21 protein-coding genes are annotated in these 24,924 nt (G+C 72.2%); 5 read left to right on the top strand and 16 right to left on the bottom strand.

Annotated features, from left to right (window positions below; genetic code table 11):
• The first annotated feature begins 13 nt into the window (after positions 1-13).
• Complete coding sequence (locus AC0I8G_RS03570) at positions 14-358, top strand: DoxX family protein (protein ID WP_471728689.1); 345 nt, start codon at positions 14-16, stop codon at positions 356-358.
• Here the strand turns inward: AC0I8G_RS03570 and AC0I8G_RS03565 are convergent.
• The 14 genes from AC0I8G_RS03565 to AC0I8G_RS03500 all read right to left on the bottom strand — a co-directional run bounded on the left by AC0I8G_RS03565 (position 243) and on the right by AC0I8G_RS03500 (position 17,771).
• The gene (locus AC0I8G_RS03565) at positions 243-1,355 is read right to left on the bottom strand and encodes a glycosyltransferase family 87 protein (RefSeq protein WP_471728688.1); all 1,113 of its coding nucleotides are present in this window, start codon (positions 1,353-1,355) and stop codon (positions 243-245) included. The two genes, AC0I8G_RS03570 and AC0I8G_RS03565, sit on opposite strands and share 116 nt — an antisense overlap.
• Entirely contained in the window at positions 1,348-1,779 is a 432-nt protein-coding gene (locus AC0I8G_RS03560; protein ID WP_471728712.1) for a GtrA family protein, read from the bottom strand. The genes AC0I8G_RS03565 and AC0I8G_RS03560 overlap by 8 nt, the downstream gene beginning before the upstream one ends.
• The gene (locus AC0I8G_RS03555) at positions 1,779-2,681 is read right to left on the bottom strand and encodes a decaprenyl-phosphate phosphoribosyltransferase (protein ID WP_471728687.1); all 903 of its coding nucleotides are present in this window, start codon (positions 2,679-2,681) and stop codon (positions 1,779-1,781) included. Before AC0I8G_RS03555 ends, AC0I8G_RS03560 begins: the two co-directional genes overlap by 1 nt.
• Positions 2,678-3,187 (bottom strand): phosphatase PAP2 family protein, encoded by a 510-nt coding sequence (locus tag AC0I8G_RS03550; RefSeq protein ID WP_328294889.1) that lies wholly within the window; start codon positions 3,185-3,187, stop codon positions 2,678-2,680. Before AC0I8G_RS03550 ends, AC0I8G_RS03555 begins: the two co-directional genes overlap by 4 nt.
• On the bottom strand, positions 3,184-4,749 hold the full coding sequence (locus tag AC0I8G_RS03545) for a hypothetical protein (protein ID WP_471728686.1): 1,566 nt from the start codon (positions 4,747-4,749) through the stop codon (positions 3,184-3,186). The genes AC0I8G_RS03550 and AC0I8G_RS03545 overlap by 4 nt, the downstream gene beginning before the upstream one ends.
• Complete coding sequence (locus AC0I8G_RS03540; protein ID WP_328294887.1) at positions 4,746-5,525, bottom strand: ABC transporter ATP-binding protein; 780 nt, start codon at positions 5,523-5,525, stop codon at positions 4,746-4,748. Before AC0I8G_RS03540 ends, AC0I8G_RS03545 begins: the two co-directional genes overlap by 4 nt.
• Complete coding sequence (locus AC0I8G_RS03535) at positions 5,525-6,421, bottom strand: ABC transporter permease (protein WP_380158104.1); 897 nt, start codon at positions 6,419-6,421, stop codon at positions 5,525-5,527. The genes AC0I8G_RS03540 and AC0I8G_RS03535 overlap by 1 nt, the downstream gene beginning before the upstream one ends.
• A gap of 2 nt (positions 6,422-6,423) precedes the next feature.
• On the bottom strand, positions 6,424-8,436 hold the full coding sequence (locus tag AC0I8G_RS03530; protein ID WP_471728685.1) for a glycosyltransferase: 2,013 nt from the start codon (positions 8,434-8,436) through the stop codon (positions 6,424-6,426).
• Positions 8,433-9,620 (bottom strand): UDP-galactopyranose mutase, encoded by a 1,188-nt coding sequence (gene glf / locus AC0I8G_RS03525; RefSeq protein ID WP_471728684.1) that lies wholly within the window; start codon positions 9,618-9,620, stop codon positions 8,433-8,435. The genes AC0I8G_RS03530 and glf overlap by 4 nt, the downstream gene beginning before the upstream one ends.
• A 115-nt stretch (positions 9,621-9,735) precedes the next feature.
• A complete protein-coding gene (locus AC0I8G_RS03520) occupies positions 9,736-10,923 on the bottom strand; it encodes an acyltransferase family protein (RefSeq protein WP_471728683.1) in 1,188 nt (395 codons plus the stop codon).
• Positions 10,920-12,746: a glycosyltransferase gene (locus AC0I8G_RS03515; protein ID WP_471728682.1), complete on the bottom strand. Its 1,827-nt coding sequence runs from the start codon at positions 12,744-12,746 to the stop codon at positions 10,920-10,922. Before AC0I8G_RS03515 ends, AC0I8G_RS03520 begins: the two co-directional genes overlap by 4 nt.
• Before the next feature lie 17 nt (positions 12,747-12,763).
• Positions 12,764-14,806: a DUF6541 family protein gene (locus tag AC0I8G_RS03510; RefSeq protein WP_471728681.1), complete on the bottom strand. Its 2,043-nt coding sequence runs from the start codon at positions 14,804-14,806 to the stop codon at positions 12,764-12,766.
• Entirely contained in the window at positions 14,803-15,939 is a 1,137-nt protein-coding gene (locus AC0I8G_RS03505) for a glycosyltransferase family 4 protein (RefSeq protein ID WP_471728680.1), read from the bottom strand. The genes AC0I8G_RS03510 and AC0I8G_RS03505 overlap by 4 nt, the downstream gene beginning before the upstream one ends.
• Before the next feature lie 11 nt (positions 15,940-15,950).
• Positions 15,951-17,771 (bottom strand): ABC transporter ATP-binding protein, encoded by a 1,821-nt coding sequence (locus tag AC0I8G_RS03500; RefSeq protein ID WP_471728679.1) that lies wholly within the window; start codon positions 17,769-17,771, stop codon positions 15,951-15,953.
• Positions 17,772-17,830: 59 nt separating this feature from the next.
• Between AC0I8G_RS03500 and AC0I8G_RS03495 the strand changes: the two genes are divergently transcribed.
• Both AC0I8G_RS03495 and AC0I8G_RS03490 read left to right on the top strand, forming a co-directional pair.
• Complete coding sequence (locus AC0I8G_RS03495; RefSeq protein ID WP_380158116.1) at positions 17,831-18,556, top strand: glycosyltransferase family 2 protein; 726 nt, start codon at positions 17,831-17,833, stop codon at positions 18,554-18,556.
• Positions 18,557-18,561: 5 nt separating this feature from the next.
• Positions 18,562-18,960: a DUF2304 family protein gene (locus tag AC0I8G_RS03490; protein ID WP_471728678.1), complete on the top strand. Its 399-nt coding sequence runs from the start codon at positions 18,562-18,564 to the stop codon at positions 18,958-18,960.
• Positions 18,961-18,971: 11 nt separating this feature from the next.
• On the opposite strand, the gene AC0I8G_RS03485 is transcribed toward AC0I8G_RS03490, so the two are convergent.
• On the bottom strand, positions 18,972-20,033 hold the full coding sequence (locus tag AC0I8G_RS03485; protein WP_471728677.1) for a cell wall-binding repeat-containing protein: 1,062 nt from the start codon (positions 20,031-20,033) through the stop codon (positions 18,972-18,974).
• Positions 20,034-20,239: 206 nt separating this feature from the next.
• Between AC0I8G_RS03485 and AC0I8G_RS03480 the strand changes: the two genes are divergently transcribed.
• Together AC0I8G_RS03480 and AC0I8G_RS03475 are read left to right on the top strand one after the other, a co-directional pair.
• Positions 20,240-21,568, top strand: coding sequence for a UDP-glucose dehydrogenase family protein (locus tag AC0I8G_RS03480; RefSeq protein WP_380259380.1), 1,329 nt, complete (start codon positions 20,240-20,242; stop codon positions 21,566-21,568).
• A gap of 172 nt (positions 21,569-21,740) precedes the next feature.
• The gene (locus tag AC0I8G_RS03475; RefSeq protein ID WP_471728676.1) at positions 21,741-22,952 is read left to right on the top strand and encodes an LCP family protein; all 1,212 of its coding nucleotides are present in this window, start codon (positions 21,741-21,743) and stop codon (positions 22,950-22,952) included.
• 64 nt (positions 22,953-23,016) lie between these two features.
• Here AC0I8G_RS03475 and AC0I8G_RS03470 read toward each other — a convergent pair whose 3' ends face one another.
• Positions 23,017-24,765 carry a S8 family peptidase gene (locus AC0I8G_RS03470; RefSeq protein WP_471728675.1) on the bottom strand — a complete coding sequence of 583 codons (1,749 nt, stop codon included), beginning with the start codon at positions 24,763-24,765 and terminating at the stop codon, positions 23,017-23,019.
• Positions 24,766-24,924 lie beyond the last annotated feature (159 nt).

Raw genomic sequence — 24,924 nt, 5'->3', positions numbered from 1 at the left:
AACGATCAGGTGGGTGGTCCGGGTCCTCCTCGCCGCGGTGTTCCTCGCCGCGGGGGCGGGGAAGCTGGCGGGCGGTGCGGACACGGTCGCGATGTTCGACGAGATCGGCGGCGGCCGGGCGCTGTCGATCTTCGTCGGTGCCTGCGAGGTGGCCGGTGCGATCGGGCTGCTGGTCCCCCGGCTGCACCGGCTCGCGGCCCTCGGCCTCGCCCTGCTGATGGTCGGCGCGACCGTCGTGAACGTCAGCGTGCTGGGGACGAACCCGCTGCCGACGATCGGGCTGTTCCTGGCCGCGGCGTTCGTCGCCGCACCAGCAGGACGACGAGCACCAGCAACGACACCGGCCGCGTCTCGCTGAGCACGGGCCCCCACTGCAGCACCGGCAGCAACCACGGGACACCGGCCAGCACCACCAGCGGCCGGTAGCGCCCGAGGGCGAACAGCACGACGACGGCGATCGGTGCGGCCAGCGCGTGGTGCGACCACGTCACCGGCGACACGAGGCAGGTCACCAGGGAGACGAGCAGCCCGAACCGGATGCGAGCCGTCCGGTCCAGCCAGTCGCAGCGCCGCGCCACCACGGCGACGGTCACCAGCAACGGGACGCTGAGCACCAGCGACGGCCACGTCGGCCACCCGGCGTGGGCGAACGCCCCGGCCAGGGAGTTGTTCGTCGTCGTGCCCGGGGCGGCGACCCGGGCGGAGTCCCAGAGGAGACCACCGAAGTAGGACATCGCCGACCGGGGTGAGACGAGCACCCCGAGCAGGGTCAGGACGGCCCCGGCCACGACGACGGGCAGCGCGAACCACCGTCGCGCCTGCCGGTTCAGCAGCGCCGCCACGACCAGCGCCGGGGTCACCTTCACCGCCGCCGACAACGCGGCGGGGATCGATCCGCCCCGCCCGCCGTAGAGGCACCCGAGCACCAACCCGAGCACGACGAGCGGGCTGATCTGCCCGAGCACCAGCGCCTCCCGGAACGGGTCGCTCAGCAGGACGAACGCGACACCGAGGCCCGCGGACAGCGCGGCACCGAAGGACCGGAAGATCCGCCAGGTCCCCCACACCGTGACCCCGAGCAGCACCGCGTCCCACACGAGGAGGTCCGCGGAGGCCGGGAGGAGCAGCAACGGCAGGAAGAGGACCGCCGCGAAGGGCGGGTAGACGAACCAGTGCCCGCGGTAGGTCTCGCGCAGGTACAGGTCGCGACCGGCCAGCAGGTCCCGTGCACCGTCGCGGTAGACCGCGAGGTCGTAGCCGCGTTCCCACGACTCCTGACCGACCCCGGAGACGACGATCGCGACGGCCACCAGGACCCCCAGCAGCGCGGGGACCAGGAAGCGACGGTCACGCACGGGTGACGGAGCGGTCCGGGAAGACGAACGTCCGGAAGGTCAGGAACCGGAACACCATCGCGATGGCCATCCCCACGACGTTGCCGGAGACGTTGTCGGCCAGCGCCGACGTCCAGCCGAGGCCGTTGTGGGTGATCGCCAGGCACAGCAGCTGCAGGCCCGCCGCGATCGCGGAGAACAGGAAGAACATCGCGTACTCGCGGCCCGGGTGAACGCTTCGCCGGTCGCGCCACGTGTAGTAGCGGCTGCCCAGGAACGCGATGAAGATCGCGATGACGCTGGAGACGACCTTCGCCAGGATCGAGTCGACCCCGGCGAGCAGCAGCAGGTTGAAGACCAGGAGGTCGGCGAGGTAGGCGATCCCGCCCGAGATGAGGAACCGGACGACCTCGCCCATGCGCTCGGAGCGCAGGAACTCGCGCATCAGAGCCACACCGCCAGCAGCAGCGAGCCGCACCACACCACGGCGAGGGCCAGCAGCACCCGGTCGTGCAGGGCGATCTCCTCGGGTTCCTCGGCGTTGCCGGAGTCCACGTCGACGGCGTAGCGCAGGACGGCGAGGATGAACGGGACGATGGTCAGGGTCGCGAGGTTCGTGCCGGTCTGGGCGACGAGCACCTCGATCGCCCACAGCGCGTAGGTCGTGACGACGACCGTCGCCGCCAGCGTCCAGACGAACCGCAGGTAGGTGGTGGAGTACTTCTGCACGACGCGGCGCACCGGTTCACCGGTGAGCTCCCCGCGACGGGCCTCGCCGTAGCGCTTGCCGGCCGCCATGAACAGCGAACCGAACGCCGTGGTGAGCAGGAACCACCCCGACAGCGGGATGTCGCCCGCGGTGCCGCCGGCGAGCATCCGCAGCAGGAAACCCGACGCGACGCAGGCGAGCTCGAGGACGGGTTCGTGCTTGACCCCGAAGCAGTACGCGAGCTGGATCGCGAAGTACACCCCGAGGACGACCCCGAGCATCGGCTGCCAGAAGGTGCCGAACCCCAGGGCGAGCACGGCGAGCACGATCGCGAGGACGACGGCGGTCCGGGAGGACAGCTCCCCCGACGCGATCGGGCGGAACCGCTTGCGCGGGTGGGCGCGGTCGGCCTCGACGTCCTTCGCGTCGTTGATGAGGTAGATCGAGCTCGACACGAGGCAGAACAGCACGAACGCGACGCCCACCCCGGTGAGGGTGTCCAGCCCGACCTGCTCGCCGGCGGGGAACACCGGCGCGAGGACGAGGACGTTCTTGACCCACTGCCGCGGGCGCATCGCCCGCAACCAGGCGGGCAGCCGGGACGTGGACGGGGTGATCGAGCGCTCCTGGGTGGTCACGAGGCGATCCGGCGGACCACGACCGTCGTCGCGGCGCCGAGGAGGGCACCGGCGGTGACGTCGCTCGGGTAGTGCACGCCGAGCACGAGCCGGGACAGGGCCATCGCGGGGACCAGCGGCCACGTCGGGACCGGCAGCAGCGGCGCGAACGCGACCGCGGCGGCCGTCGTCGACGTCGCGTGCGAGGAGGGCATGCTCCAGCGGCTGGGGGTCCCGACCCGGACCTGGACGTGGTGGTCCAGCGGGCGGTGCCGGCGTGCGACGCGCTTGAGCACGACGGAGGCGCCGTGCGCGGCGACCACCGACGCCGTGGCGATCGCCCACTCCCGGCGGCGGGAGCGGTCGAGCAGGAACCCGACGGTGCCGAGGCCGATCCAGGCGGCGGCGTGCTCCCCCGCGTGCGAGAGGGCCGTCGCCGTGGGGACGGCGCCGGGGAAGGTCACCGCGGACTGGACGCCGCGCAGGACGCGCAGGTCGGCCGCGGCGATCGAGGACAACGGGCTCACGCGCCACCCACCGGTTGCAGGACGATGTCGGAGGGGACCATGTCCCAGGTCGTGGTGATCGGCCAGGTCGGCAGCCCCTGCGCCGCGGGCGGTTCGGTCCCCCGGTCGTAGCGGAACAGCTCCCCCGCCACCGGGACGGGCGGTGCGGACGCGTCGCGGTGCGTGAAGTTCCACTCCAGCAGCCGCTTCTCCAGGGGCGAGGCCCCGGCCTCGACCTGGTCGATCATCGGCTGCACCCGGGCCGGGTCGCCGAAGTAGTCGACGACGCAGTCGCAGACGTAGGCCAGGTGCCCGACCTCACCGGGTGAGGTCACGTACTGCGGGCCCCCCTGCTGCTGGAGGATCGTCTTCACGTCCCGGGCGATCTCGGTGTAGCGGGCCGGGTGGGCCCAGTTCGTCTGGATCGGGGCCAGCGCCCACGGCGTCCCGGCCCGCAGGTCGGAGCCGACGCTCGCCACGAGCAGGACGACGGCCGCCGCGCTCGCCCCGAGCGCGACGGGGCGCAGCTCCAGGCCGCGGAAGCAGGCACCGAGGGCCGCGGCCCCGACCATCGTCGACGCGGACACCAGCACCGCGTAGTACCAGTGGTAGGGCGGCACGCCGAGGACGCTCAGCGCCACGTAGTGCGCGACGCCCGCGATCCCCAGCGCCAGCCACGGCCACACCCGCAGCTCGCTCGGGGCGCTCGTCGCCGACCGGCGACGGGTCCAGCCGAACCCCGCGAGCACGAACCAGCCGAGCCCACCGAGCAGCACCGGCAGGAACGCGAGGACGGCCGTCAGCCCGTAGACCTCGACGTAGAGCTGCATGCCGTTGTGGACGTCGTACTGCTCCCACGCCTTCTGCAACGTCTTGATGACGACGGTGTCCGGGACCGCGGAGCCCAGGGCGAACCAGCTCCACGCCATCCACGGGAGCACCACGACCAGGGCGGCGGGGACGGCGATCCAGACCCGCTTCAGCACGGCCGGGGTCAGCAGGGTGAGGACGACGACCACGACGGAGGCGTCCATCCGGGTCAGCACGACGGCACCCGCGACCAGCCCGTAGGGCAGCGCGGCCCCGCGGACCGCGGTGAGCAGCAGCAACGACAGCAGCAGCACGAGGAACGCCGACTCGAGGCCGACGGAACTCAGCAGCAACGGGTTGACCCCGATCGCGACGGCCGCGACCGGACCCACCCACGCCGGGAGTCCCGTGCGCCGGGCCGCGGAGGTCAGCGACAGCGTGAGGGCCACGGCCATGACGACGTGCAGGACGCCCAGCGCGACGACGGGCCGGCGCACGACGGCGGTGACCCCGGCGAGCAGCAGCACCCACAACGGTGACGTCGCGGTGTTGGACTCGACGTTCGACAGCAGCCCCCACGTCCCGTGCAGCGCGAGGTTCCGCGCGTAGGCGAGGGTGATGTAGGCGTCGTCGACCAGGGCCCGGTGGACGAGGACGAAGGTGGCGGCCGCGAGGACGCCGACCACGAGGGCGGGGACGAAGGTCCCGAAGCGGGAGGCGGCGGGTCCGGCCGTGCGCGGCCGCCCCGTCCCCGGTGTCGTCGTGGCGGTCACGCCTCACCGCGCATGCGGGCGACGACGCGGGTCGCGGTGTCGTCGGCCACGATGCGACCCTGCTCGAGCAGGATCCCGCGGGTGCAGAGGTTCGCGACCATGTCGAGGTCGTGGCTGACGATGACGAGCGTGCGGCCCTCGGCGCGCAGTTCCTCGATCCGGGCCAGGCACTTCTTCTGGAACGGCTCGTCGCCGACGGAGAGGATCTCGTCGATGAGGAAGACCTCGGGGTCGGTGTGCACCGCGACGGCGAAGGCGAGGCGCAGGAACATCCCGGAGGAGTAGAACTTCACCTCGGTGTCGATGAAGCGCTCGATCTCGCTGAACGCGACGATGTCGTCGAAGCGTTCGTTGATCGTCGCCTCGTCCATCCCGAGGATGGCACCGTTGAGGTAGACGTTCTCCCGGCCCGTCAGGTCGGGGTGGAACCCGGCACCGACCTCGATGAGCCCGGCGATGCGGCCGCGGACCCCGATGGTGCCCTGGTCCGGGCGCATGACCCCGGAGATCAGCTTCAGCAGCGTCGACTTGCCCGACCCGTTGAACCCGAGCAGGGCAAGGGACTCGCCCTGCCGGACCTCGAGGTCGATGCTGTGCAGCGCGCGGAAGTTGTCCGAGATCGGACGCTTGCGAATCTTCGCCATCGCCAGCTCCTTGAGGGAGCGGTTGTGGCGGAGGGTGAAGTCCTTGACCAGGCCGTGGACCTCGATCGCGGTGGGTGCGTCGGCCGCGGCGGCGCCCGGCACCGGGGAGTCGGAGGAAGTCGTCACGCTCATCACAGCTCCTGCGCGAAACGGCCCTCGATGCGGCGGAACACGAACTGTCCCAGCGCGAGCATCACGAGAGCGATGAGGAGACCCCACAGACCCGACCACAGCAGGTGCGGCGGCAGCACGACCGGGGCCACGGCGTCACGGACGTCGCCGGTCGGGTACCAGAACGCCCAGTGGAACAGCTCGACGGCCGCCGTCACCGGGTTCAGCTGGTAGAGGGTCATGAACAGGGAGTTGGGACCGCCGGTCGCGGCGGCGACCTTCTGCCAGTCGTAGAGGACGGGCGAGGTCCAGGTCACGATCATCAGCAGCAGGTCCACGATGTTCTCGAAGTCCCGGTACAGCACGTTGACCGCACCGAAGAGCAGCCCCAGCCCCACCGAGAGCACGGCCACGATCACGAAACCCAGCAGTCCGGCGAGGACCTGCACGACCCCGGGGCGCCAGCCCGTGACGAAGCAGGCCACCAGCAGGACGATCAGCTGGGGCAGGAAGTGGATCGCCGCGACCCACGCCGAGGACACCGAGAACAGTTCCCGGGGCAGGAAGATCTTCTTGATCAGCGGGGCGTTGCCCACCACCGAGCGCGTCGCGTTGCCGAACGCCTCGGTGTAGAAGTTGATCACGACGATGCCGGAGAACAGGTAGACCGCGAAGTTGGGGACGCTCTCGTTGAGCTTGAGGAACTCCCCCATCGCGAAGTAGAAGACGGCGAACTGCACGCCCGGCTTCACGTAGGACCACAGCAGACCCATGACGGAGCCGCGGTAGCGGACCCGCATCTCCTTGCGGACCAGCAGCTTCAGCAGGTACCGGTACCGGACGACGTCCAGCAGCCCCGAGCCGTGGCCCGGGGCTACCAGCGGCGACGTCGCCGTGACGGTCGTGGCCGTCGGCACGCTCAGCTCTCCTCGCGGGGGGCGTCGAGGTCGACGCCGAAGGTGTCCGCCCAGGCCTGCATCGAGGTGATCTCCGGCAGCGAGGCCTTGTACGCGGCCCGCAGCTGCGGCCAGGACGTCAGCATCCGACGGTGCAGGTCGGCCGACTCGGCGAGCAGCGACCGGAACTTCTTCGCGTCGCGGCGGTACCAGACCGCCCCCTTGCCGTCGGCCATCGAGACCACGGCGCTGTCGTAGAGGGACAGTTCCCACCACTTGCCCTCGCTGGCGGCGAGGGTCGCGTCGGGACGCTGCGCGGACTCCGGCTTCGGGGGTCGCAGCTGACGCAGTGCGGCCTGCGCGGCCCACGGCAGCAGCGTCGCCTTCTTCGGCGCCTGCGGTTCCTTGCCCTTGTGCGCGGGCTTGCCGCGCTTGGGGGTCGGGTAGGCGTCGGGTTCGGCGGCGACCTGCGCGTCGGGGTACTCCGAGCGCAGCGCCCGGACGGCCGGCAGCGTCGCGCCGAGCAGTTCGTGCAGGTGCTTCGGGCCCTTCAGCAGGTCGCTCAGCGCCCGGTTGCGCAGGGCCTGCGCGTAGTACTGCATCGAGATGAGGTGCTTGACGTCGGTGTAGCTGCTCTCGCGGAACAGCCGGCCACCGCGCTCGTACGGCGAGTACAGCAGGGCCACCAGGAAGCGGTTGCGCTCGTGGTAGTAGGCCTGCCAGTCGATCGTGTCGTCCTTGTCGTTCCACGACACGTGCCACACGCAGGCACCGGGCAGCGACACCGTCGAGTAGCCGTGCTCCATGGCGCGCAGGCCGTACTCGGCGTCGTCCCACTTGATGAACGCGGGCAGCGAGAGCCCGATGTCCTTGACGACCTCGACGGGGATGAGGCACATCCACCAGCCGTTGTAGTCGGTGTCGACGCGGCGGTGCATCCACGGGGTCTGGCGCAGGTTCGAGGCCGCCAGGTTGTGGCCGTGGTACAGCCCGCGCGCGGGGCCCCAGAAGAAGCGGTAGAGGTTCACCGACTCACCGAGGGTGTGCAGCACCGAACGGTCGTACATGTCGAACATGTGCCCACCGACGAGGGTGGGCTTGCGGCACGCGTCGCCGAACTGCACGGCGCGCACGATGCCCTCGGGCTCGATGTTCACGTCGTCGTCGAGGAGGAGGACGTACCTGGCCTTCTCCGAGCGGACGGCCTCGAACATCCCGCGGGCGAACCCACCGGACCCGCCGAGGTTCGCCTGTTCGATGATGCGCAGCTTCGAGCCCAGCAGGGCCGCGACCTCGTCGAAACCGTCCTCGTCGCGCACCTTCTGGGTGCCCTGGTCGACGATGACGATCTCTTCGAGGACCTCGAGCACGGAGGCGTCGGAGGCCAGCGCGTTGAGGGTCTTCACGCAGTAGTCGGGCCGGTTGAACGTCGTGACCCCGATGGAGGCCTTGCCGGCGACGTGGTCGGCGACGGGGGCGCTCCACGCGGCCTCGACCAGCGTCAGGTCGTCGGAACCGCCGGCGACGTCGATCCAGTACCAGCCGCCGTCGGCGAAGGGGGCGAGGCTGAGTTCCTCGCGCAGCTGCGCCTCGCCGTCCACGCGCCAGGACGTGACGCGCTGACGCGAACCGCGGGCGTTGGACTTGAACAGCGTCACCGTGCCGAAACCGACGAACGTGCCCGCGAACCGGATCTTCTCGGCCCGGGTCCACTTGCGCCAGTAGGAGGCCGGGAACGCGTTGAAGTAGGAACCCAGCGAGTACCGCTTGCCGGCCGGGACGGTGAGGCTGCGGCGGTCGCCGGCGGCCTCGGTGTCGGAGTCACCGGAACCGGTGCTCACGAACTCGACGCCGTCGGACTCCGCGGAGGCGAAACCCTCCGACTGGGAGAAGTCGACGTAGAGCGGCAGCACGTCGATGTCCGCGCGGGACGGGAAGACGATGCGGTGGACCTCGCGCCACGCACCGTCGTCGGGCGCGAGGCCCACGCCGGTGGCTGCGAGGTGCAGTTCCGAACCAGAAGTGACAGTGCTCATGCGTCCACCCCACCGGCCACGAGGGCCACGCCGTCCTTGAAGTGCGGGGTCAGCTTGTTGTCCACCATCGACAGGGCCGCCCCGATGGCCATGTGCATGTCGAGGTACTTGTAGGTGCCGAGCCGGCCCCCGAAGAGCACGCCCTCCTCCCGCGACGCGAGGTCGCGGTAGGCCAGCAGCTTCTGCCGGTCCTCGGGGGTGTTCACCGGGTAGTAGGGCTCGTCACCCTCGACCGCGAAGCGGGAGAACTCCCGCATGATGACGGTCTTGTCCTTGGGGTAGTCCCGCTCGGGGTGGAAGTGCCGGAACTCGTGGATCCGGGTGTAGGGCACGTCCTCGTCGGCGTAGTTCATGACCGGCGCCCCCTGGAAGTCCCCGACGTTGAGGACCTCCTGCTCGAAGTCGAGCGTGCGCCACGACAGTTCGCCCTCGGCGTTGTCGAAGTAGGTGTCGACGGGACCGGTGTAGATGATCGGCACGTTCCCGGCGACGTTGCCCTTGCGGACCTCCTGGTCCGCGTCGAAGAAGTCGGTGTTCAGCCGCACCTCGATGTTGGGGTGGTCGGCGAGGCGCTCCAGCCACTTCGTGTACCCGTCGACGGGCAGGCCCTCGTGGGTGTCGTTGAAGTAGCGGTTGTCGTAGCCGTAACGCACCGGCAGGCGGGTGACGGTGGCCCCGGGCAGGTTGCGCGGGTCGGTCTGCCACTGCTTGGCGGTGTAGCCCTTGAAGAACGCCTCGTACAACGGACGGCCGATCAACGAGATCGCCTTGTCCTCGAAGTTGTCGGCGGCGGCGGTGTCGATCTCGCCCGCCTGCTCGGCGACCAGCGCCTTCGCCTCGGCCGGCGAGAGCGCCTTGCCGAAGTACTGGTTGATCGTGTGCAGGTTGACCGGCATCGAGTAGACGCCGCCCTGGTACGTCGAGAAGACGCGGTGCACGTAGGGCGTGAACTTCGTGAACCGGTTGACGTGCTCCCACACCCGCTCGTTGGAGGTGTGGAACAGGTGCGCGCCGTAGCGGTGCACCTCGATGCCCGTCTCCGGTTCGGCCTCGGAGTAGGCGTTGCCACCGATGTGGTGCCGGCGGTCGATGACGAGGACCTTCAGGCCCAGGTCCTCCGCGCACTGACGGGCGACCGTCAGCCCGAAGAAGCCCGATCCGACGACGACGAGGTCGATGTTCACGGCTGGCTCACCCTCGGTCGCTCCGTCTCTGGCGTCTTCTGCGTGGCATGTGCAGGGGCGTCACTGTGCTCGGGCATGGTGGCGTCAGCGTAGCCGTCCCGGACCCCCACCCACTTCAACGGCGCGCACGGCCCACCGCGCGCAGGCGGCGGCGGGCGGGTTCCTCGACGAACCTCCACAGGACCCACCCGAGCCCGATGGCGACGAGGGGCAGGTTCGGCACCACGAAGCTCGTCCACGGCCCCCCCGGCGCGATCTGCGGGACCTCCTTCTGGAAGGTCCAGAAGATCTCGTACACCGGCACGTGCACCAGGTAGACGCTGTAGGAGATCCGCCCGCCGAGCACGATCGCGGGCCGGGACAGGAAGGCCGAGGGGCCCTGGTCGGTGAGGGCCAGCGCCCCGACGAGCAGCGGGAAGAGGACCGCGACGACGGCGAAGCGGTCGTAGGGCCGGCCCGCGGCCCAGCCGACGACGAGCACGCACTCGATCACCAGGATCCAGGCGACCCGCGGGGCCCAGCGGGCCGCGAGCTCGCCGGAGCGGGGACCCGCCTGCAGCTTGCGCACCGCGAGGCAGACCAGCGCCCCCGCGCCGAAGCAGGTGAAGATGCGCTCCAGCCAGCTGTAGTCCCAGTAGATGACCCCGGTCTGGTAGCTGCGCAGGGCGGCCGGGGCCATCAGCGCGACGGCGCCGGCGACGAGCACCCACCAGGGCAGCCGCTTCAGGCGGTACAGCACGAGCGCGAGGACGGGGAAGGCGACGTAGGCGGCCATCTCGGCCGAGACCGACCAGGTCGCGCCGACGAAGCTGGCCCCGTCGAAGTCGGGACGGTGCCAGAGCTGGACGAGCAGCAGCTGCTGGATCCAGCTCCACGGCCCGAGGTCGGGCTGGACGCCCTGGTAGGCGTAGAACGTCGGGTCGATGCTGCGCCGCCAGAGCAGCCAGATCCCGAACAGCACGACGACGACGGCGTAGGCGGGCCAGACCCGGCAGATCCGGGCCCACCAGAACCGCCACCAGCCGCGCAGGTCCGGTCGCCGGCCCATCTTCTCGACGTAGGTCAGCGTGATGACGAAGCCGGAGATCACGTAGAAGAGGTCGACGCCCAGGTGCCCGGAGTCGGTGACCGGCACGAGGAAGGCCCGCACCCGCTCCCAGTCCGGCAGCGGGGTGAACTTCCAGTGGAAGAGCAGCACCCAGACGGCCGCGACGATCCGCAGCCCGGTGATCGAGCGGACCTCGGGGAGGCGCTTGGCCGCCGTGGTGTCGGCGGGGGGCTGCGTGTCGGTGACGGCGGTCACCGGTCACCTCCTTGCTGGTGGGACGTCGCGATGAGCGCCCGGTAGGCGAGCGTGCGGATCCGGGTCGGGACGAAGCGGTAGCCGCCGCGCACGACGACGTTGCGGGCGGCCTGGACGGGGCTCGTGAACCCCTCCCGCAGCAGGTGTCCCTGCAGGGTGAGCTCGGAGCGGAACAGCCGCAGACCACCGCGGCGGGCGTAGGAGCCGGCGTCCGGGGACGCACCCACGCGGTACTTCACGAGCGGTTCGGCGAGGTTCTCGACGCGGGCACCCGCGCCGATCATCCGCGCGAACAGCCAGTAGTCCTCCATGAGGTCCAGGTCCCGGTAACCCCCCGCCGCGGCGACCGCGGAGCGGCGGTAGACCACCGTCGGGTGGTTGAAGGGGTCGTGGAAGCGGGCGTAGCGGGCGATCGCGGCCGCGCCGGTCGGCGGGACGCGGCGGCCGACGACGTCGTCCTCGTCGGCGCCGATCTCCAGCAGCCCCGCCCCCACGAGGTCGGCACCCGCGGCGATCAGCGGCAGCTGGCGGGCGAAGCGGTGCGGCAGGCTCACGTCGTCGGCGTCCATCCGGGCGACGACGTCGAAGGTGCAGTGCCGCAGACCCTCCTCGAGGGCCCGGGCGAGACCCACGTTCTCGGGCAGTTCCAGGACCCGCACACCCTGCAGGGCGTCGAGGGCCTCCTGCAGGTCGTCGGGGACGGGACCGTCGCGGACGATGAGGACCTCGTCGGGCCGCAGTTCCTGGTCGCTCGTCACGCTCGCGACCGCGCGCTGCAGCTGCGCGACCTCGTCGCGCGCCCACACCGGCAGCAGCACCGAGAACCTCAGGTCCTGGAGCCGGCGGCCAGCCGGCTCCAGGACCGGGGCGCGGCCGGCGGCGGACTCCACGGCGCGGACGTCGTCGGAGACCTCGCCGAGGCCGGCGAGGACCGTGGCCGTGGCGGCGGGGCGGCGGACCCCCTGGCGCAGCCCGCTGGTCAGGCCCCTGAGCAGGACGTCGCGGCGCTGCGAGCGGGCGATGGTCCGGCCCCAGCGGCGCAGCGTCGCCCCGCCGTAGAGGACGGTGTCGCGGGCGTCGAGGGGTCGGGAGCGGGTGAAGGTCCACAGCTTGTTGCGGACCTCCAGCACGAACCGCTCCCCCGGATCGGCGTCGGTGGAGCCGAACACCTTGGTGCGGTGCTCGACGACGCTGGCCGCGCACGCGACCCCGCGCCGGTGGCGCAGCAGCCGGGTCGTGTACTCGAAGTCGTCGTTCCAGAGGAAGAAGGCGGCCTCGGGCAGTCCGTCCTCGCGCACCGCCCGAGCGTCGAGCAGCAGCGCGACGAAGCTGGCCGAGCGGATCGGCAGGCAGCCCGCGGCCCGGGCCGCCGCCCGCTCCTGCGCGCTGACCCCGGGGCGCTCGCGGGGGGTGTTCATCGGGTGGTCGCGGCCGTCGGTCCACACGACCCGGCTCGCCACGACGGCGGACCCGGTGCGCCGCAGGGCGGCCAGCGATTCCGCGAGCGCCGTCGGGGTCGGGACGGTGTCGTCGTCCATCAGCCAGACGGCGTCGGCGTCGTGGCGGTGCACCGCGCGGGCCAGGCCGGCCGCGAACCCGCCGGCGCCGCCGGTGTTGCGGGGCAGGACGACCAGGTCGAGGGGCAGGTCGGTGCCGGTGCTCCACTCCCGGACGGCCTGCGGGGAGCCGTCGGAGGAGGCGTTGTCGACCACCACGACGAGGTCGGGGCGGCGGGTCTGGGCGGCGAGCGCGTCGAGCCCGGCGAGCAGCAGGTCGCGGCGGTCCCAGGCGACGACGACGGCGATGACACGTTCCCGGGGCACCGGGACAGGGTGCCAGGTCACGGCAGGGTCACCTGCCACACGCTCACCGTCCCGCTGGTGAAGACCTTGCGCAGCCCCTCGACCCCGTCGAGGCCGGTGAGCCCGGGCGGGACGTCGTAGCCGGGTTGGCCGAAGAACACGGCGTCGGCCGGTTTCAGCGGCAGGCCGGGGGCCACGGAGTCCACGACGACCCAGCCGATGTCGTACTTCGCGACCAGCGCCTGGACCTCGGGGTCGGTGGGCAGGTCGTGGAAGCGGGCCGTCAGCGTCCGCAGGTCGGGCAGCGGGGTCGTGGGCACGGCCGTCGTGGCGAGGATCGGGACACCGTCGAGGACGTAGTCGTAGGTCGACCCGTCGTTGCCGGAGTTCATGACGCGCTGGCCGGGCTGCACGTGCGCGGCCAGGTAGCGGCCGGCGGCCTGGTCGTCGGCGTCGATGCGCTGGTAGGTGGGCTCGGCGTAGCGCTCGCGCAGGGCCTGCACCTCGATCGAGAACACGTCGAGCACGTTGGCGGTGAGCAGCGCGGCGCCCAGGACGGTGGCCAGCACGGGGGCCAGCACGGGGGCCCACCGGCGGGCGAGCAGCGTCGAGAGCCGCAGCACGCCGACCCCGACGAGCAGCCACGCCCAGGGACTGCCGTGCGCGACGACCCGGAAGTAGGAGTTCCACGCGGTGTCCCACACCAGGTCCAGACCCGGGGCGTGCAGGTCGAGCAGGTAGGCGAGCGCGAGCACGGACCAGACCAGCCAGGTCAGGGCGATGGCCCCGGCCCGGCGCCCGGCGAGCGCGACGCCGAGCAGGACGGGGACCGCCAGCCACCACTGCTCGCGGGTGGAGGCGAGGTCGAGGCCGCCCTGGAAGGGCAGCGTGAACACGCGGTGCAGCGCATCGGGCAGCGACTGCGCCGGGATGTCGCGGTCGAAGCGTGAGCTGGACCCGCCGCCGGCGGCCGCCGCCTGGGCGAGGGCGGTCCCGACGAGCGCGGCGACCAGGACCCCCGCCCCGGCGAGCCCCGCGAGCCACTTCCCCGCGGAAACAACACTTTCCGCCCTCGAACATGCCCGGTCAGGGGCGGAAAGTGTTGTTTCCGCGCGGAGGACCAGGCCGAAGACGTAGGCACCGAGGAACCCGCCGCCGATGGTGAGGGCGGCGCTGGGGTGGACGGTGACGGCTCCGGCGCAGGCGAGGGCGATCGCGGGGAGGATCCCGACGACGCCCCGGCCGGGGGTCCGCGGTGGGGGCAGCAGCAGCGCGACCACCCCGGGGGCGAAGGCGATCGCGGCGGCGTTGGGCAGGGCGCCCGAGTCGTGGTGCATGGCCTGCAGCGGTTGGTAGGCCAGCACCGACGCGATCGCGGCGATCCCGCCGGCGGGCAGCCACTCCTTCGGCAGGGTCCGCGCCGCCAGGGCGAGGAGGCCGAGGGGCTGGACGACGGCGAGGACGACGACGCTGGTCGCGTTGAAGCCGGCGACGGCGCTGACGTCCCCGCTCTGGGCGACGAGCGCGGCCCACTGGTGCAGACCGTTCGGGTAGTACTGCGCGGGTGTCCCGGTGACGACGTCGAGGACCTGCCCGCGCCAGGGGGCCGCGTCACCGGTGCGCAGGATCCGGGCGGTGACGAGGGCGTGGGTGAGGGTGTCGTGTTCCTGCGACGGTGTCGCCAGCGCCCCCATCCCGCGGCGGAACAGCTCGAGGGCGGTGGCGGTCGCGGCGAGCAGCAGCGCGGCGGCGGCGAGCGCGGGCCCACGCGGGACCCGTTCGGTCTCGAAGGCGCCGGCCCGGCCGCGGACGAGGGCGAGCACGGCGACGAGACCGGCGGTGGCCGCGAGCACGAGCCACCAGGAGAACCGCGTGCCGCTCAGCCCGCTGACCGTCGCGGCGAGGGTGGAGATCCCGACGGAGGTGGCCGGCGCGGCCCCCAGCAGCACGGGGACCTTCCGGACCCCGCCGGCCACCAGCACGAGACCGCCCGGGAGGAGGACCCAGAGGACGCCGAGCGCGAGGGTCAGGGCGTCGGAGGTCGGAGAGCCGCCGGTGATGACGGGGATCGGGGGGTTCACACGACCTCGAGGACCGCGGCGGCGGCCCGTCGCGCGGCGGAGGCCAGCGACCCGTGCTCCAGGGCCCACTCCCGCAGGCGTTCCCGGGTCGGTGGGGTCGGGGTCGTGACCTCGCGCAGGGCATCGGCGACGGCGGTCGCGGAGTGCTCGACCACCCACCCCAGGGCGTGCTCGCGCACGAGGTCGGCACCGCCCCCGACGCCGGCGAAGAGGACGGGGGTCCCGCAGGCGGTGGCGGCGAAGACCTTGGTGGGCGACATGAGGTCGTAGCCGGTGTCCGGGACCAGCGAGGCGAGCGCGACGTCGGCGTGGGCCAGGAGCTCGGCCGCGCGTTCCGGGGCGACGGTGCCCGGCAGGTCGACGGCGTGCGGGGCGAGGTCGGCGGCCAGCGCCCGCAACCTCGGGACGTCGACTCCCCCGCCGACCATGGTCAGCCGGGCGTCGGGGTTCGACCCGAGGAACCGCACGAACCCGCGGAGCAGGACCTCGGCCCCCTGCCACTCCGACATCGTGCCGCTGTAGACGACCCGCAGCCCCGGCCCCGCGACGCTCGCCTGGGGGCGGAACACGTCGACGTCGACGCCGTTGCCGACGACGCGGACCGTGTCGGGGTCCACCCCGCCGCGGATCACCTCCCGCGCCATCCCCTCGGTGACGGCGAGGACGCGCGCGGCCCCGCGCAGGGCGGCCTGCTCGGCGAGCTCGACGGCCCGGAGCACGGGCCGGGGCGCGCCGGCGGCGACGGCGCCCTGGGACCAGACGTCGGGCAGGTAGGAGACGTAGGGGGTCCGGCGCAGCGTCGAGGTGATCCGGGTGACGACGCCGGTGGTGGGCGGCGGTTCGTGGACGACGACGTCGGGTCGGCGACCGGTGAGCAGCCGCGCGGTGAGCGGGACGTCGAAGGAGAGGTACTGCAGGTACCCGCGCACGGCCCCGTCACCGTCGCGCAGGACGGGGAAGCGCGAGGTGGCGACCCCGGGGTCACGGGTCTCCGGCGCGGTCGCGGTGGTCGTGACGACCTCGACGTCGCACCCGGCCTCGACGAGGGCACGGGCGAGGGCGCGCAGCCGGAACGGCGCGGCACCCACGTCCGGCGGGTAGGTCCGCGTCGCGATGCGGACCAGGGACGACACGATCGGTGACCCTACCCAGCGATCTCGTGATCACTCGCCAGGCCCGAGAGCTGAGCCTGGCGGGCGAAGTCGGGGACGCGCGCGACGACCTCGTCGAACGTCCCCACGTCGACGACGCGCCCCTCCTCCAGCAGCACCACCGCGTCGCAGTCGCGCACCGTCGCGAGCCGGTGCGCGACCACCAGGACCGTCACCTCCGAACGCAGCGCGGCGACCGTCGCGGTCACCGCGGCCTCCGTCGAGGCGTCCAGCGCCGAGGTCGCCTCGTCGAGGACGAGGACCTTCGGGTCGGCGTAGAGGGCCCGCGCGATCCCCAGCCGCTGCCGCTGCCCGCCGGAGAGCCGCAACCCGCGCTCCCCCACCGGCGTGTGCACGCCCTGGGGCAGACCGGCGACGACGTCGCTGAGTTGCGCGGCCGCGAGGACCTGCTCGACCCGGGCGACGTCGACGTCCTCGTCGCGCCAGGACAGCGCGACGTTGCGGGCCACGTCGGCGTCGAGCAGCGCGACCTCCTGCGGCACGTAGCCGACCCGGGCGCGCCACGCCGCGGCGACCTCGTCGAACGGCTTGCCGCCGACGAGGAGCTGCCCCGAGGAGGGGGTGAGCAGGCCCAGCACGAGGTCGACGAGGGTGGACTTCCCCGAGCCGGAGCGGCCGACGACGGCGACGCGGGACCCCGCGGGCACCGTGATCGACACCCCGTCCAGGGCCGGACGGTCGCTGCCCGGGTAGGTGAAGGTGACGTCCAGGAGGTCGATGGCCACGGCGCCGTCCGGCAGCCCGCGCGGGTCGACCGGGGCGAAGCGCGCCTCGCCGTGGGAGGCGCCGGTCTCGCGCAGCGCCTCCAGGACCTCCTGGGCGTTCGGCTCGTGGGCGTGCATCGTCGCGAAGACCGACTGCAGCCGGGTCAGGCACGGCACGACGCGGAACCCGGCGACGGCGAAGAGACCGATCGCCGACACCGCCTCGGTCACGCCCTGGGTGAGCACCGCGATCCCACCGACGACGAGGAACCCGCCCAGCAGGGCCGCCTCCAGGACGAAGCGCGGCCCGACGGAGTAGAAGAACGCCATCCCGCGCGCCCGGGCGCTGCCCGTGCGGACCTCGCGCGCGACGCCGGCGAGCTGGTCGCCGCGACCGCGCAGGGTGATCTCCTTCGTCGTCGCGAACGACTCCTGCACGAGGCGGATCGTGTCGACGCTGGCGGCCGTGGCGGTGCGTCCCGCCGCGGCGGCCCGCTTCGCGATGACGGAGTAGAGCAGGACGGCGACGAGCCCGAAGTAGACGGCGGCGACGATCGCCGTCTGCCAGGCCGCGACGAGGACGACGATCCCCACCGCGAACAGCGAGGCGACCTCGGCGACGAGGCTGGAGAACGGCATGAGGAACCCGTTGAAGGACTGGTTCAGCGACTCGTCGACCGTGCGGACCGCGCGCGCCGAACTGGCCCGCAGCCGGTAGGCCCACGACGCCGACAGGTAGGAGCGCACGAGCCGGTCGGCGACGTCGACCTCGTGCTCGGCGAAGCGGATCACCCCCCAGCGCACCAGGGCGAGCTGGGTCAGCGACTTCAGCACCAGCAGCAGGCTCGCGACGCAGATCAGCACGATGAGCTGGGTCGTGGTGATGGCCGAGCCGAGGAAGGGGACCGCGATCGCCAGCTGCCCGTTCCCGCTGACCGCGGCGGGCAGCAGGACGGCCAGCAGACCGAGCGCGGCGACGTCGAAGACGGAGAGCAGGGCCTGGGCGGTGCAGTAGGCCGTCACGAACCGCGAACTCCCCGCCGGGAGGAGGGCGAGCAGGGCGCGGACGGTCGACAGCAGGGACTTCACGCGCGCCATCCTCGCCGATGCGCCGATCGGTGGCGGCGAGCAGCCATGATGGACGGGCCGTGAACACCTCATCGAACGTCCCCGCGACCGACTCCCCGGTCGATCCGTGCACGCCCGGGTTCCCCGGCACGTGGGTGGTCATCCCGCTGTTCTGCGAGGCCAGCGTCGTCGGCGACGTCGTGCGCGGGCTGCGCGAACGGTTCGACCACGTGGTCTGCGTCGACGACGGCAGCACCGACGACTCCGCCGCCGCGGCGCAGGACGCGGGCGCCGTGGTCGTGCGGCACGCGGTGAACCTGGGCCAGGGCGCCGCCCTGCAGACGGGCATCGCCTACGCGCTGCGCGATCCGTCGACGCGCTCGGTCGTCACCTTCGACGCCGACGGCCAGCACCGCGTCGAGGACGCCGCGGCGATGGTCGCCCGCCTGGAGCGCGAGCACCTCGACGTCGTCTTCGGGTCGCGCTTCCTGGACCGGCGCACCGAGCTGGACCCGTTGCGGCGCCTGGTGCTGCGCGCCGCGGTCGTCTACACGAACCGGACGACGGGGATGCGCCTGACCGACGCGCACAACGGGTTGCGGGTGCTCTCGCGCACGGGTGCCGCGACGTTGCGCATCCGGCACAACCGGATGGCCCACGCCAGCGAGATCGTCCACCAGGTCGGGCGCAGCGACCTGCGCTGGGCCGAGCACCCCGTCCACGTGCTCTACACCGACTACTCCCGTTCCAAGGGTCAGTCGCTGCTGAACAGCATCAACATCCTCGTCGAAACGCTGCTGGGGTAGACCGCGTGCTCGCCATCCAGGTCCTGCTCATCGTCGTCGTGCTCGTCGTCGGCGTGGTCCTCGTCCGCTCCACCGCCGGAGCCCGTCACCAGGCGATCCGCCGGTTGCTGCTCGGGGCGCTGGTCGCGCTGGCCGTCGCCAGCATCCTCGTCCCGGGGGCCGTCACGGACGTCGCGAACGCCGTCGGCGTGGGCCGGGGGTCGGACCTGCTGCTCTACGGGCTGGTGATCGCGTTCCTCGGGTTCGTCGTCTCCTCCTACCGGCGCTCGCGTCACCTGGAGGAGACCATCACCCAGCTCGCCCGTCGCCTGGCCCTCGACGAGGCCGTGACCCCGGAACAGGCCCGGCGACAGGAACCGGCACGCGAACAGGCCCGCCGCGACGAGCGCGACGGGCCTGCCTGAGCGTTGTCGCCTCAGCCGACGGCGGAGACGATCGCGTCGTAGGCGCCGGCCGACACCGAGTTCTCGTCACCGAAGACGAGCACCTTCTGGATGGACGTGCCCTCGGTGGCCGCGTCGGCCTTGAGCGCGTCGATCGCGGAGCGGGTGCTGGCGGGCAGCGAGCCCTTCGCGGTCAGCAGCATGGGGCCACCGCCGTAGGCGAGCAGCGCCGAGCCCGCGAGGGCGTCGGGCCAGTTCTCACCGGTGGCGACACCGATGATCTCGGTGGCGTCCTGGAAGTAGGCGGTGGAGGTGAACTGCTTGGCGACCAGCGACGCCGTCTCGTAGCGGTCGTTGCCGGCCAGCTGCGACCAGCCGGTCTGGTACTTGGTGACGGCGGTGACGGCGGTCCCGCCGACGGCGATCTTGGTGCTGAACCGGCGGGAGTCCAGGTAGCCCTGGGTGCTCGCGCCGAGGTTGTTGCCGTCGGAGAGCAGGACGGCGCCGATGCTGTGACCGGAGTCGGTGTCGACGACCCCCATGAGGGCACCGGCGGCGAGGCCGTCGGGGAAGTTCCAGCCGGTGACGACCGAGACGCTCGTGGCCGACGGCAGCTGCTTGGCGATCGCGACGGCGGTGCCGAAGCGGTCGGAGCCGAAGAGGCGGACCGTCGGGAAGCCGAGGGCCTTCACGGAGTTCTCGACGTCGGCGGAGAGGGCGTTGGCGTCACCGAGCAGGTAGACGGTGCCGCCGGGCCGGAGCTCGTCCTTGATCGCCGCGGCGACGCCGGGGTCGAGGCTGGTGCGGGGCGTCATGAGCAGCGGGCCGCCCTTGTCCGAGGCCAGCGGCGCACCCGCGAGGGCGTCGGCGAAGGTGTCGGAGCGGGTCAGGACGACCGCGGACGCCCCCTGCCCGGTGAAGGACTTCGAGGCGGCGACGGCGGTGCCGATGCGGTCGGCCCCGTAGACGCGGCTGGTCGCCGCAGCCTTCAGGTCGACTCCCGGGGAAGCCGTCGCGGGAGCGGCACCCGCCACGAGGGCCGAGCTGACCGCGAGGGCGGCCGCGAGGCCGAGGGTGCGAGGACGCAAGCGCATGGTGACCTTCCGGTGGGACGTGCCGTGGCTCCAGGCTTCGACCCCTGACGGCCGAATCTTGAGGCACAGAGTGTCACGCGCCGCCGTGACCTCCCTCACCACTCCTGCACGAACCCGCCTCCTGAGCCCCGCGGAGCGGGCACGCACACCGCCCCGGATGGAGTCAAGAGTTCTCTCACCGCTCACGTATCGCTACTGTGCGCTCCATGCGGATGACTGTCATCGGGTGCGGATACCTCGGAGCCGTCCATGCGGCATGCATGGCGGAGCTGGGACACGACGTCATCGGGATCGACGTGGACCCTGAGAAGATCGCGGCCCTCCAGGCCGCTCGTGCGCCGTTCTTCGAGCCGGGCCTGCCCGAACTGCTCGAGCGCACCATGGCCACCGGCCGACTGAAGTTCACCACCGACATGGCCGAGGCGGCCGGGTCGGCCGTGCACTTCGTGTGCGTGGGCACACCCCAGAAGAAGGGCGAGTTCGCGGCGGACATGAAGTACGTCGACGCCGCGGTCGACGGACTCCTCCCCTACGTCGCCGCCGGCGAACTCGTCATCGGCAAGTCCACCGTCCCCGTCGGCACGGCGACCCGCCTGGCCGCCAAGGTCCTCGACAAGGCCCCGGGCGCCGGCCTGGCCTGGAACCCCGAGTTCCTGCGCGAGGGTCACGCCGTCGAGGACACCCTGACCCCCGACCGCCTCGTCTACGGCGTCTCCGGCGGCCAGACCACGACCGAGGGCAAGGCCGCCAAGGCCCTCCTCGACGAGGTCTACGCCACGCCGCTGAAGCGGGGCACCCCGTTGATCGTCACCGACTACCAGACCGCCGAGCTGGTCAAGGTCGCCGCCAACTCCTTCCTCGCCACCAAGATCTCCTTCATCAACGCGATGGCCGAGCTCTGCGAGAAGGTCAACGCGGACGTCACCCAGCTCGCCGACGCCATCGGGCACGACGACCGGATCGGGCGCAAGTTCCTCAACGCCGGCCTCGGCTTCGGCGGTGGCTGCCTGCCCAAGGACATCCGCGCCTTCATGGCCCGCGCCGGGGAGCTCGGCGCCGACCAGACGCTGACGTTCCTGCGCGAGGTCGACTCCATCAACATGCGCCGCCGGATCCGCATGGTGGACCTGGCCCGCGAGGTCTGCGAGGGCTCGCTCATCGGCAAGCGCGTCGCCGTCCTCGGTGCGGCGTTCAAGCCGCTCTCCGACGACATCCGTGACAGCCCCGCCCTCAACGTGGCCGCGCAGATCCGCCTCCAGGGCGGCGACGTCGTCCTGACCGACCCCGCGGCCCTGGACAACGCCCGCAAGGCCGTCCCGGACATCTCCTACGCCGACACCGTCGAGGAGGCCGTCCGCGGCGCCGACGTCGTCCTGCTCCTGACGGAGTGGAAGGAGTACCGCGACCTGGAACCGGCCACCATCGCCGGGCTGGTCAAGGAGAAGCGCATCCTCGACGGCCGCAACGCCCTCGACCCGTCGCGCTGGCGCAACGCCGGCTGGACGTACCGCGCGCTGGGCCGCCCGCGCGCCTGACGCACCACCGTGGGAAGGACCCTTCCCGCCCGGCGCAGCCCCCGTTCCGGGCGCTCGCCGGGTGGGGAGGGTCCTTCGCGTCGGGGGCCCGGATGTGAGCGAAGCGTGAGGCCCGCGTGCGGGCGTGTCGCGGGTCCCGGGTCCGGCGCGCCGAGCGCCGTACGGTGGAGCAATGCCCGCCGAGCCGCCGAACGACGACACCGCCGACCGCGGCGAGCAGTGGCACTCCACGACCTACGGCCGCCCGTCGCGACGCCCCGCCCCCCCGAGGCCGGCGGCGCAGACCCCCGGGCGCGAGCAGCGCCTCCTCGACCTCCACGAACCCGCCGCGCCGGCCCCGCAGACCGCGCGCGAACCGCGTGAACCCCGGGAACCGCGTGAACCCCGAGAGCCCCGGTCCCGGCCGCGCCGCAACGTCCGCCGTCGCCGCCGGGTCCTCGGGATCGTGGCCGTCCTCGTCGTCCTCGCGGTCGCCTACCCGCTGGCGCTGACGTGGCGCGGCTGGTCCGCGGTGAACCAGGTGGCCGCGGCCTCCACGGGGGCACGGCCGGCGGCGACCCCGGGGACGACCTACCTCATCGTCGGCAGCGACTCCCGCGACGGCCTGTCCCCGGAGGAGATCGCGGAGTACTCCGCGGGCGGTACGGACATCTCCGGTCAGCGCACCGACACGATCATGCTGCTGCACGTCCCCGACGGCGGCGGGCCCGCAGCGCTCATCAGCATCCCGCGCGACTCCTACGTGCCGATCCCGGGCCACGACAGCAACAAGATCAACGCGGCGTTCTCGATCGGGGGCGCTCCCCTGCTGATGCAGACGATCGAGAACGTCTCCGGGCTGCGCATCGACCACTACGTCGAGACGGGTTTCGGCGGGTTCGCCCAGATCGTCAACGCCGTCGGCGGGGTGCAGATGTGCCCGACGCAGGCCGTCGACGACGTGCGGGCCGGGTTGGACATCCAGGCCGGCTGCCAGCAGATGGACGGCAGGACCGCGCTGGGCTACGCCCGGTACCGCTACTCCGACGTCCAGGGCGACCTCGGTCGCGCCGTGCGTCAGCGCGAACTCCTCGCGGCGATCATCTCGAAGGCGGCCAGCCCGGCGACGCTGCTGAACCCGTTCAGGGCCTTCCCGCTGGCCTCCTCCGGCGGTTCCGCGGTGACGCTGGACGAGGACGCCGGGATCGGGGACCTGGTGAAGTTCCTGCAGGGCATGCGCGGCGCGTCGAGCGCCTCGGGGATCTCGATGACGGTCCCCGTCTCCGACCCGAACCTGCGGACCGCGCACGGCCTGGCCGTAAAGTGGAACACGGACGAGGCGCTGGAGATGTTCGAGGACCTCAAGAAGGACGACACCACGGCCCTGAAGTCGCTGGCGGTCTGAGACCCGAAGACCCCGCCGACCGCGGGTGCGGTCGACGGGGTCCGGTTCGAGTGGTGGGTCTGGCTCAGAACGCGGAGACCGCGGTCTGGGCGTTCACGATCCCCTCGCCGTAGAAGCCGTTGTCGTCGGCCGGTCCGGCGCAGGTCGCGGTGGTGGTGCTCTCCCCCGCGGTCGCCGACACGCGGCGGTAGGTGAACTCCGCCGGCACCGGGCACGGGGTGTCCGTGGCCGTCCCGAGCAGGATCGCCTGGGTGAGGTCCGGGTCCAGCGTCAGGGTGCCGGGGTGGGCCTTGTCGGGCTTGCCGAACTGGCTGACGATGAGGGCCGCGACACCGGCTGCGTGCGGGGACGCCATCGAGGTGCCCTGCAGGTACTGGTAGTACGCGTTGCGGCCGTCCTTCGTGACCTCGCGGATCACGAACGGGCTGGTGGGTTCGCCGTTCTCGTCGACGTCACCGCTGGCGAGGGCGAGCGCCTCCGGGTAGGCCGCGAGGATCTCCCCGTCGGGGCTGACCCGCTGGTCGGGGGTGTCGTAGGCGTCGCCACCAGGGGCGGAGACGTCGGACTGCTCGGTGCCGAAGTTGGAGTAGTACGCCTTCCGGCCGGACGGGCCGGTCGAGTTCACGGTGACGACGCCGTCGTTCTCGGCGGGCACGTTGAGGCAGGTGGCGTTGTCGATGGTGCGGTCGCGGGCCTGGGTCGGGTTGCCGTCGGCGTCGACCGGGTAGTCGGGGCTGGTGGAGTCGACGCCGGGGGCGCCGAGGTCGGTCGACTCGTTGCCGGACGCGGACACCGGCAGGACACCCTTGCTGCGGGCGTAGTCGATCGCGCGCTGGACGGCGGCGACGACGACGCGCTGCTGCTGCTGCTCGGCGGGCGAGTCGGCCGGGTTCGCCTGGCAGTTGTAGAGCCACGGGTCGACGTAGAAGCTCATGTTGACGACGTCGACGCCGGCATCGCCGGCGTAGGTGAGCGCGTCGAGGGTGGGCTGGAGGAAGAAGTACCCGGAGTCCTGGCCCGCGCGGATGTTCACGAGGTTGACCTTCGGGGCGACACCGGCCATGCCGAGGCCGTTGATCGGGGCGCCGATGGTGCTGGCGACGTGGGTGCCGTGGCCGTCGTCGTCGACGTCGACGGGGTCGACGCAGGTCGCGACCTCGCAGGGACCGTCGAGGTCGGGCATGTCGGTGACGAAGTTGCGGCTGTCCGCGGCGTCGAAGTTCGGCGCGATGTCGGGGTGGGTGCCGTCGACGCCGGTGTCGATGATCCCGACGGTGACCTTCTTCGTGCCGGGCTGGGTCGCGTACGAGCCGTCGCTGGTGGCGCCGATGGCGGCCATGTCCCACTGCAGCGGGGCCAGCGGTTCGTCCTTGGGCTTGCGGGTGGCGAGGGACTTGAGGTCCACGTCCGCCTGCACCTGCGCACGCTCGGACGCGGTGAGCTTCTCCACGACGGAGGCGGCGTCGGCGACGGTGTCGGCAGGCGCCTCACCGATGCTGCGGTTCTTCGCGGCTCCGACCAGGCCGAGGGCGGAACCGGCCTTCTCGACGAAGTCGGCGGCGTCGCTGGAGACCAGCGCGTAGCCGACCTCGGCGTTGCTGGCGAGCACGGTGCCCCCGGCCGCGGCGATCGAGGTGCGGGCCAGGGCGTCGCTGACGCCGGCGTCGTAGAGGACGACGTACTGGGCCGCGGTGGTGGTGGTCTTCGTCGTGCGGGTGGTGGCGGACTGAGCCGACGATGACGACTGCGTCACCGCGAGCGTCGTCGCGAGGAGCGCGGTGCTCATCGCAGCCGACAGGACGATCTTGCGCACGAGGCCTCCAGATTCGGTGGACGAACGAGGCCGAGTTTGGTGCTCAGAGTGCTCACAGACAAGGGGTGAGTGTGAGCAACCTGAGACACGAGAGGCCAGAGTGACGGTCTCGGTCCCTGCGGGATCCGCCGGGCGGTCAAGGACCACCGGCGGGACGTC

This window comes from Kineococcus sp. AC630, assembly GCF_979255925.1.
This window is presented reverse-complemented; position numbering and strand designations above follow the sequence as displayed.

Bases quoted from the DNA above. Each gene is read 5' to 3' on its own strand.
- AC0I8G_RS03485 (WP_471728677.1), bottom strand. From the start codon at position 20,033: ATGCGCTTGCGTCCTCGCACCCTCGGCCTCGCGGCCGCCCTCGCGGTC.
- AC0I8G_RS03480 (WP_380259380.1), top strand. From the start codon at position 20,240: ATGCGGATGACTGTCATCGGGTGCGGATACCTCGGAGCCGTCCATGCG.
- AC0I8G_RS03540 (WP_328294887.1), bottom strand. From the start codon at position 5,525: ATGAGCGTGACGACTTCCTCCGACTCCCCGGTGCCGGGCGCCGCCGCG.
- AC0I8G_RS03560 (WP_471728712.1), bottom strand. From the start codon at position 1,779: ATGCGCGAGTTCCTGCGCTCCGAGCGCATGGGCGAGGTCGTCCGGTTC.
- AC0I8G_RS03475 (WP_471728676.1), top strand. From the start codon at position 21,741: ATGCCCGCCGAGCCGCCGAACGACGACACCGCCGACCGCGGCGAGCAG.
- AC0I8G_RS03530 (WP_471728685.1), bottom strand. From the start codon at position 8,436: ATGAGCACTGTCACTTCTGGTTCGGAACTGCACCTCGCAGCCACCGGC.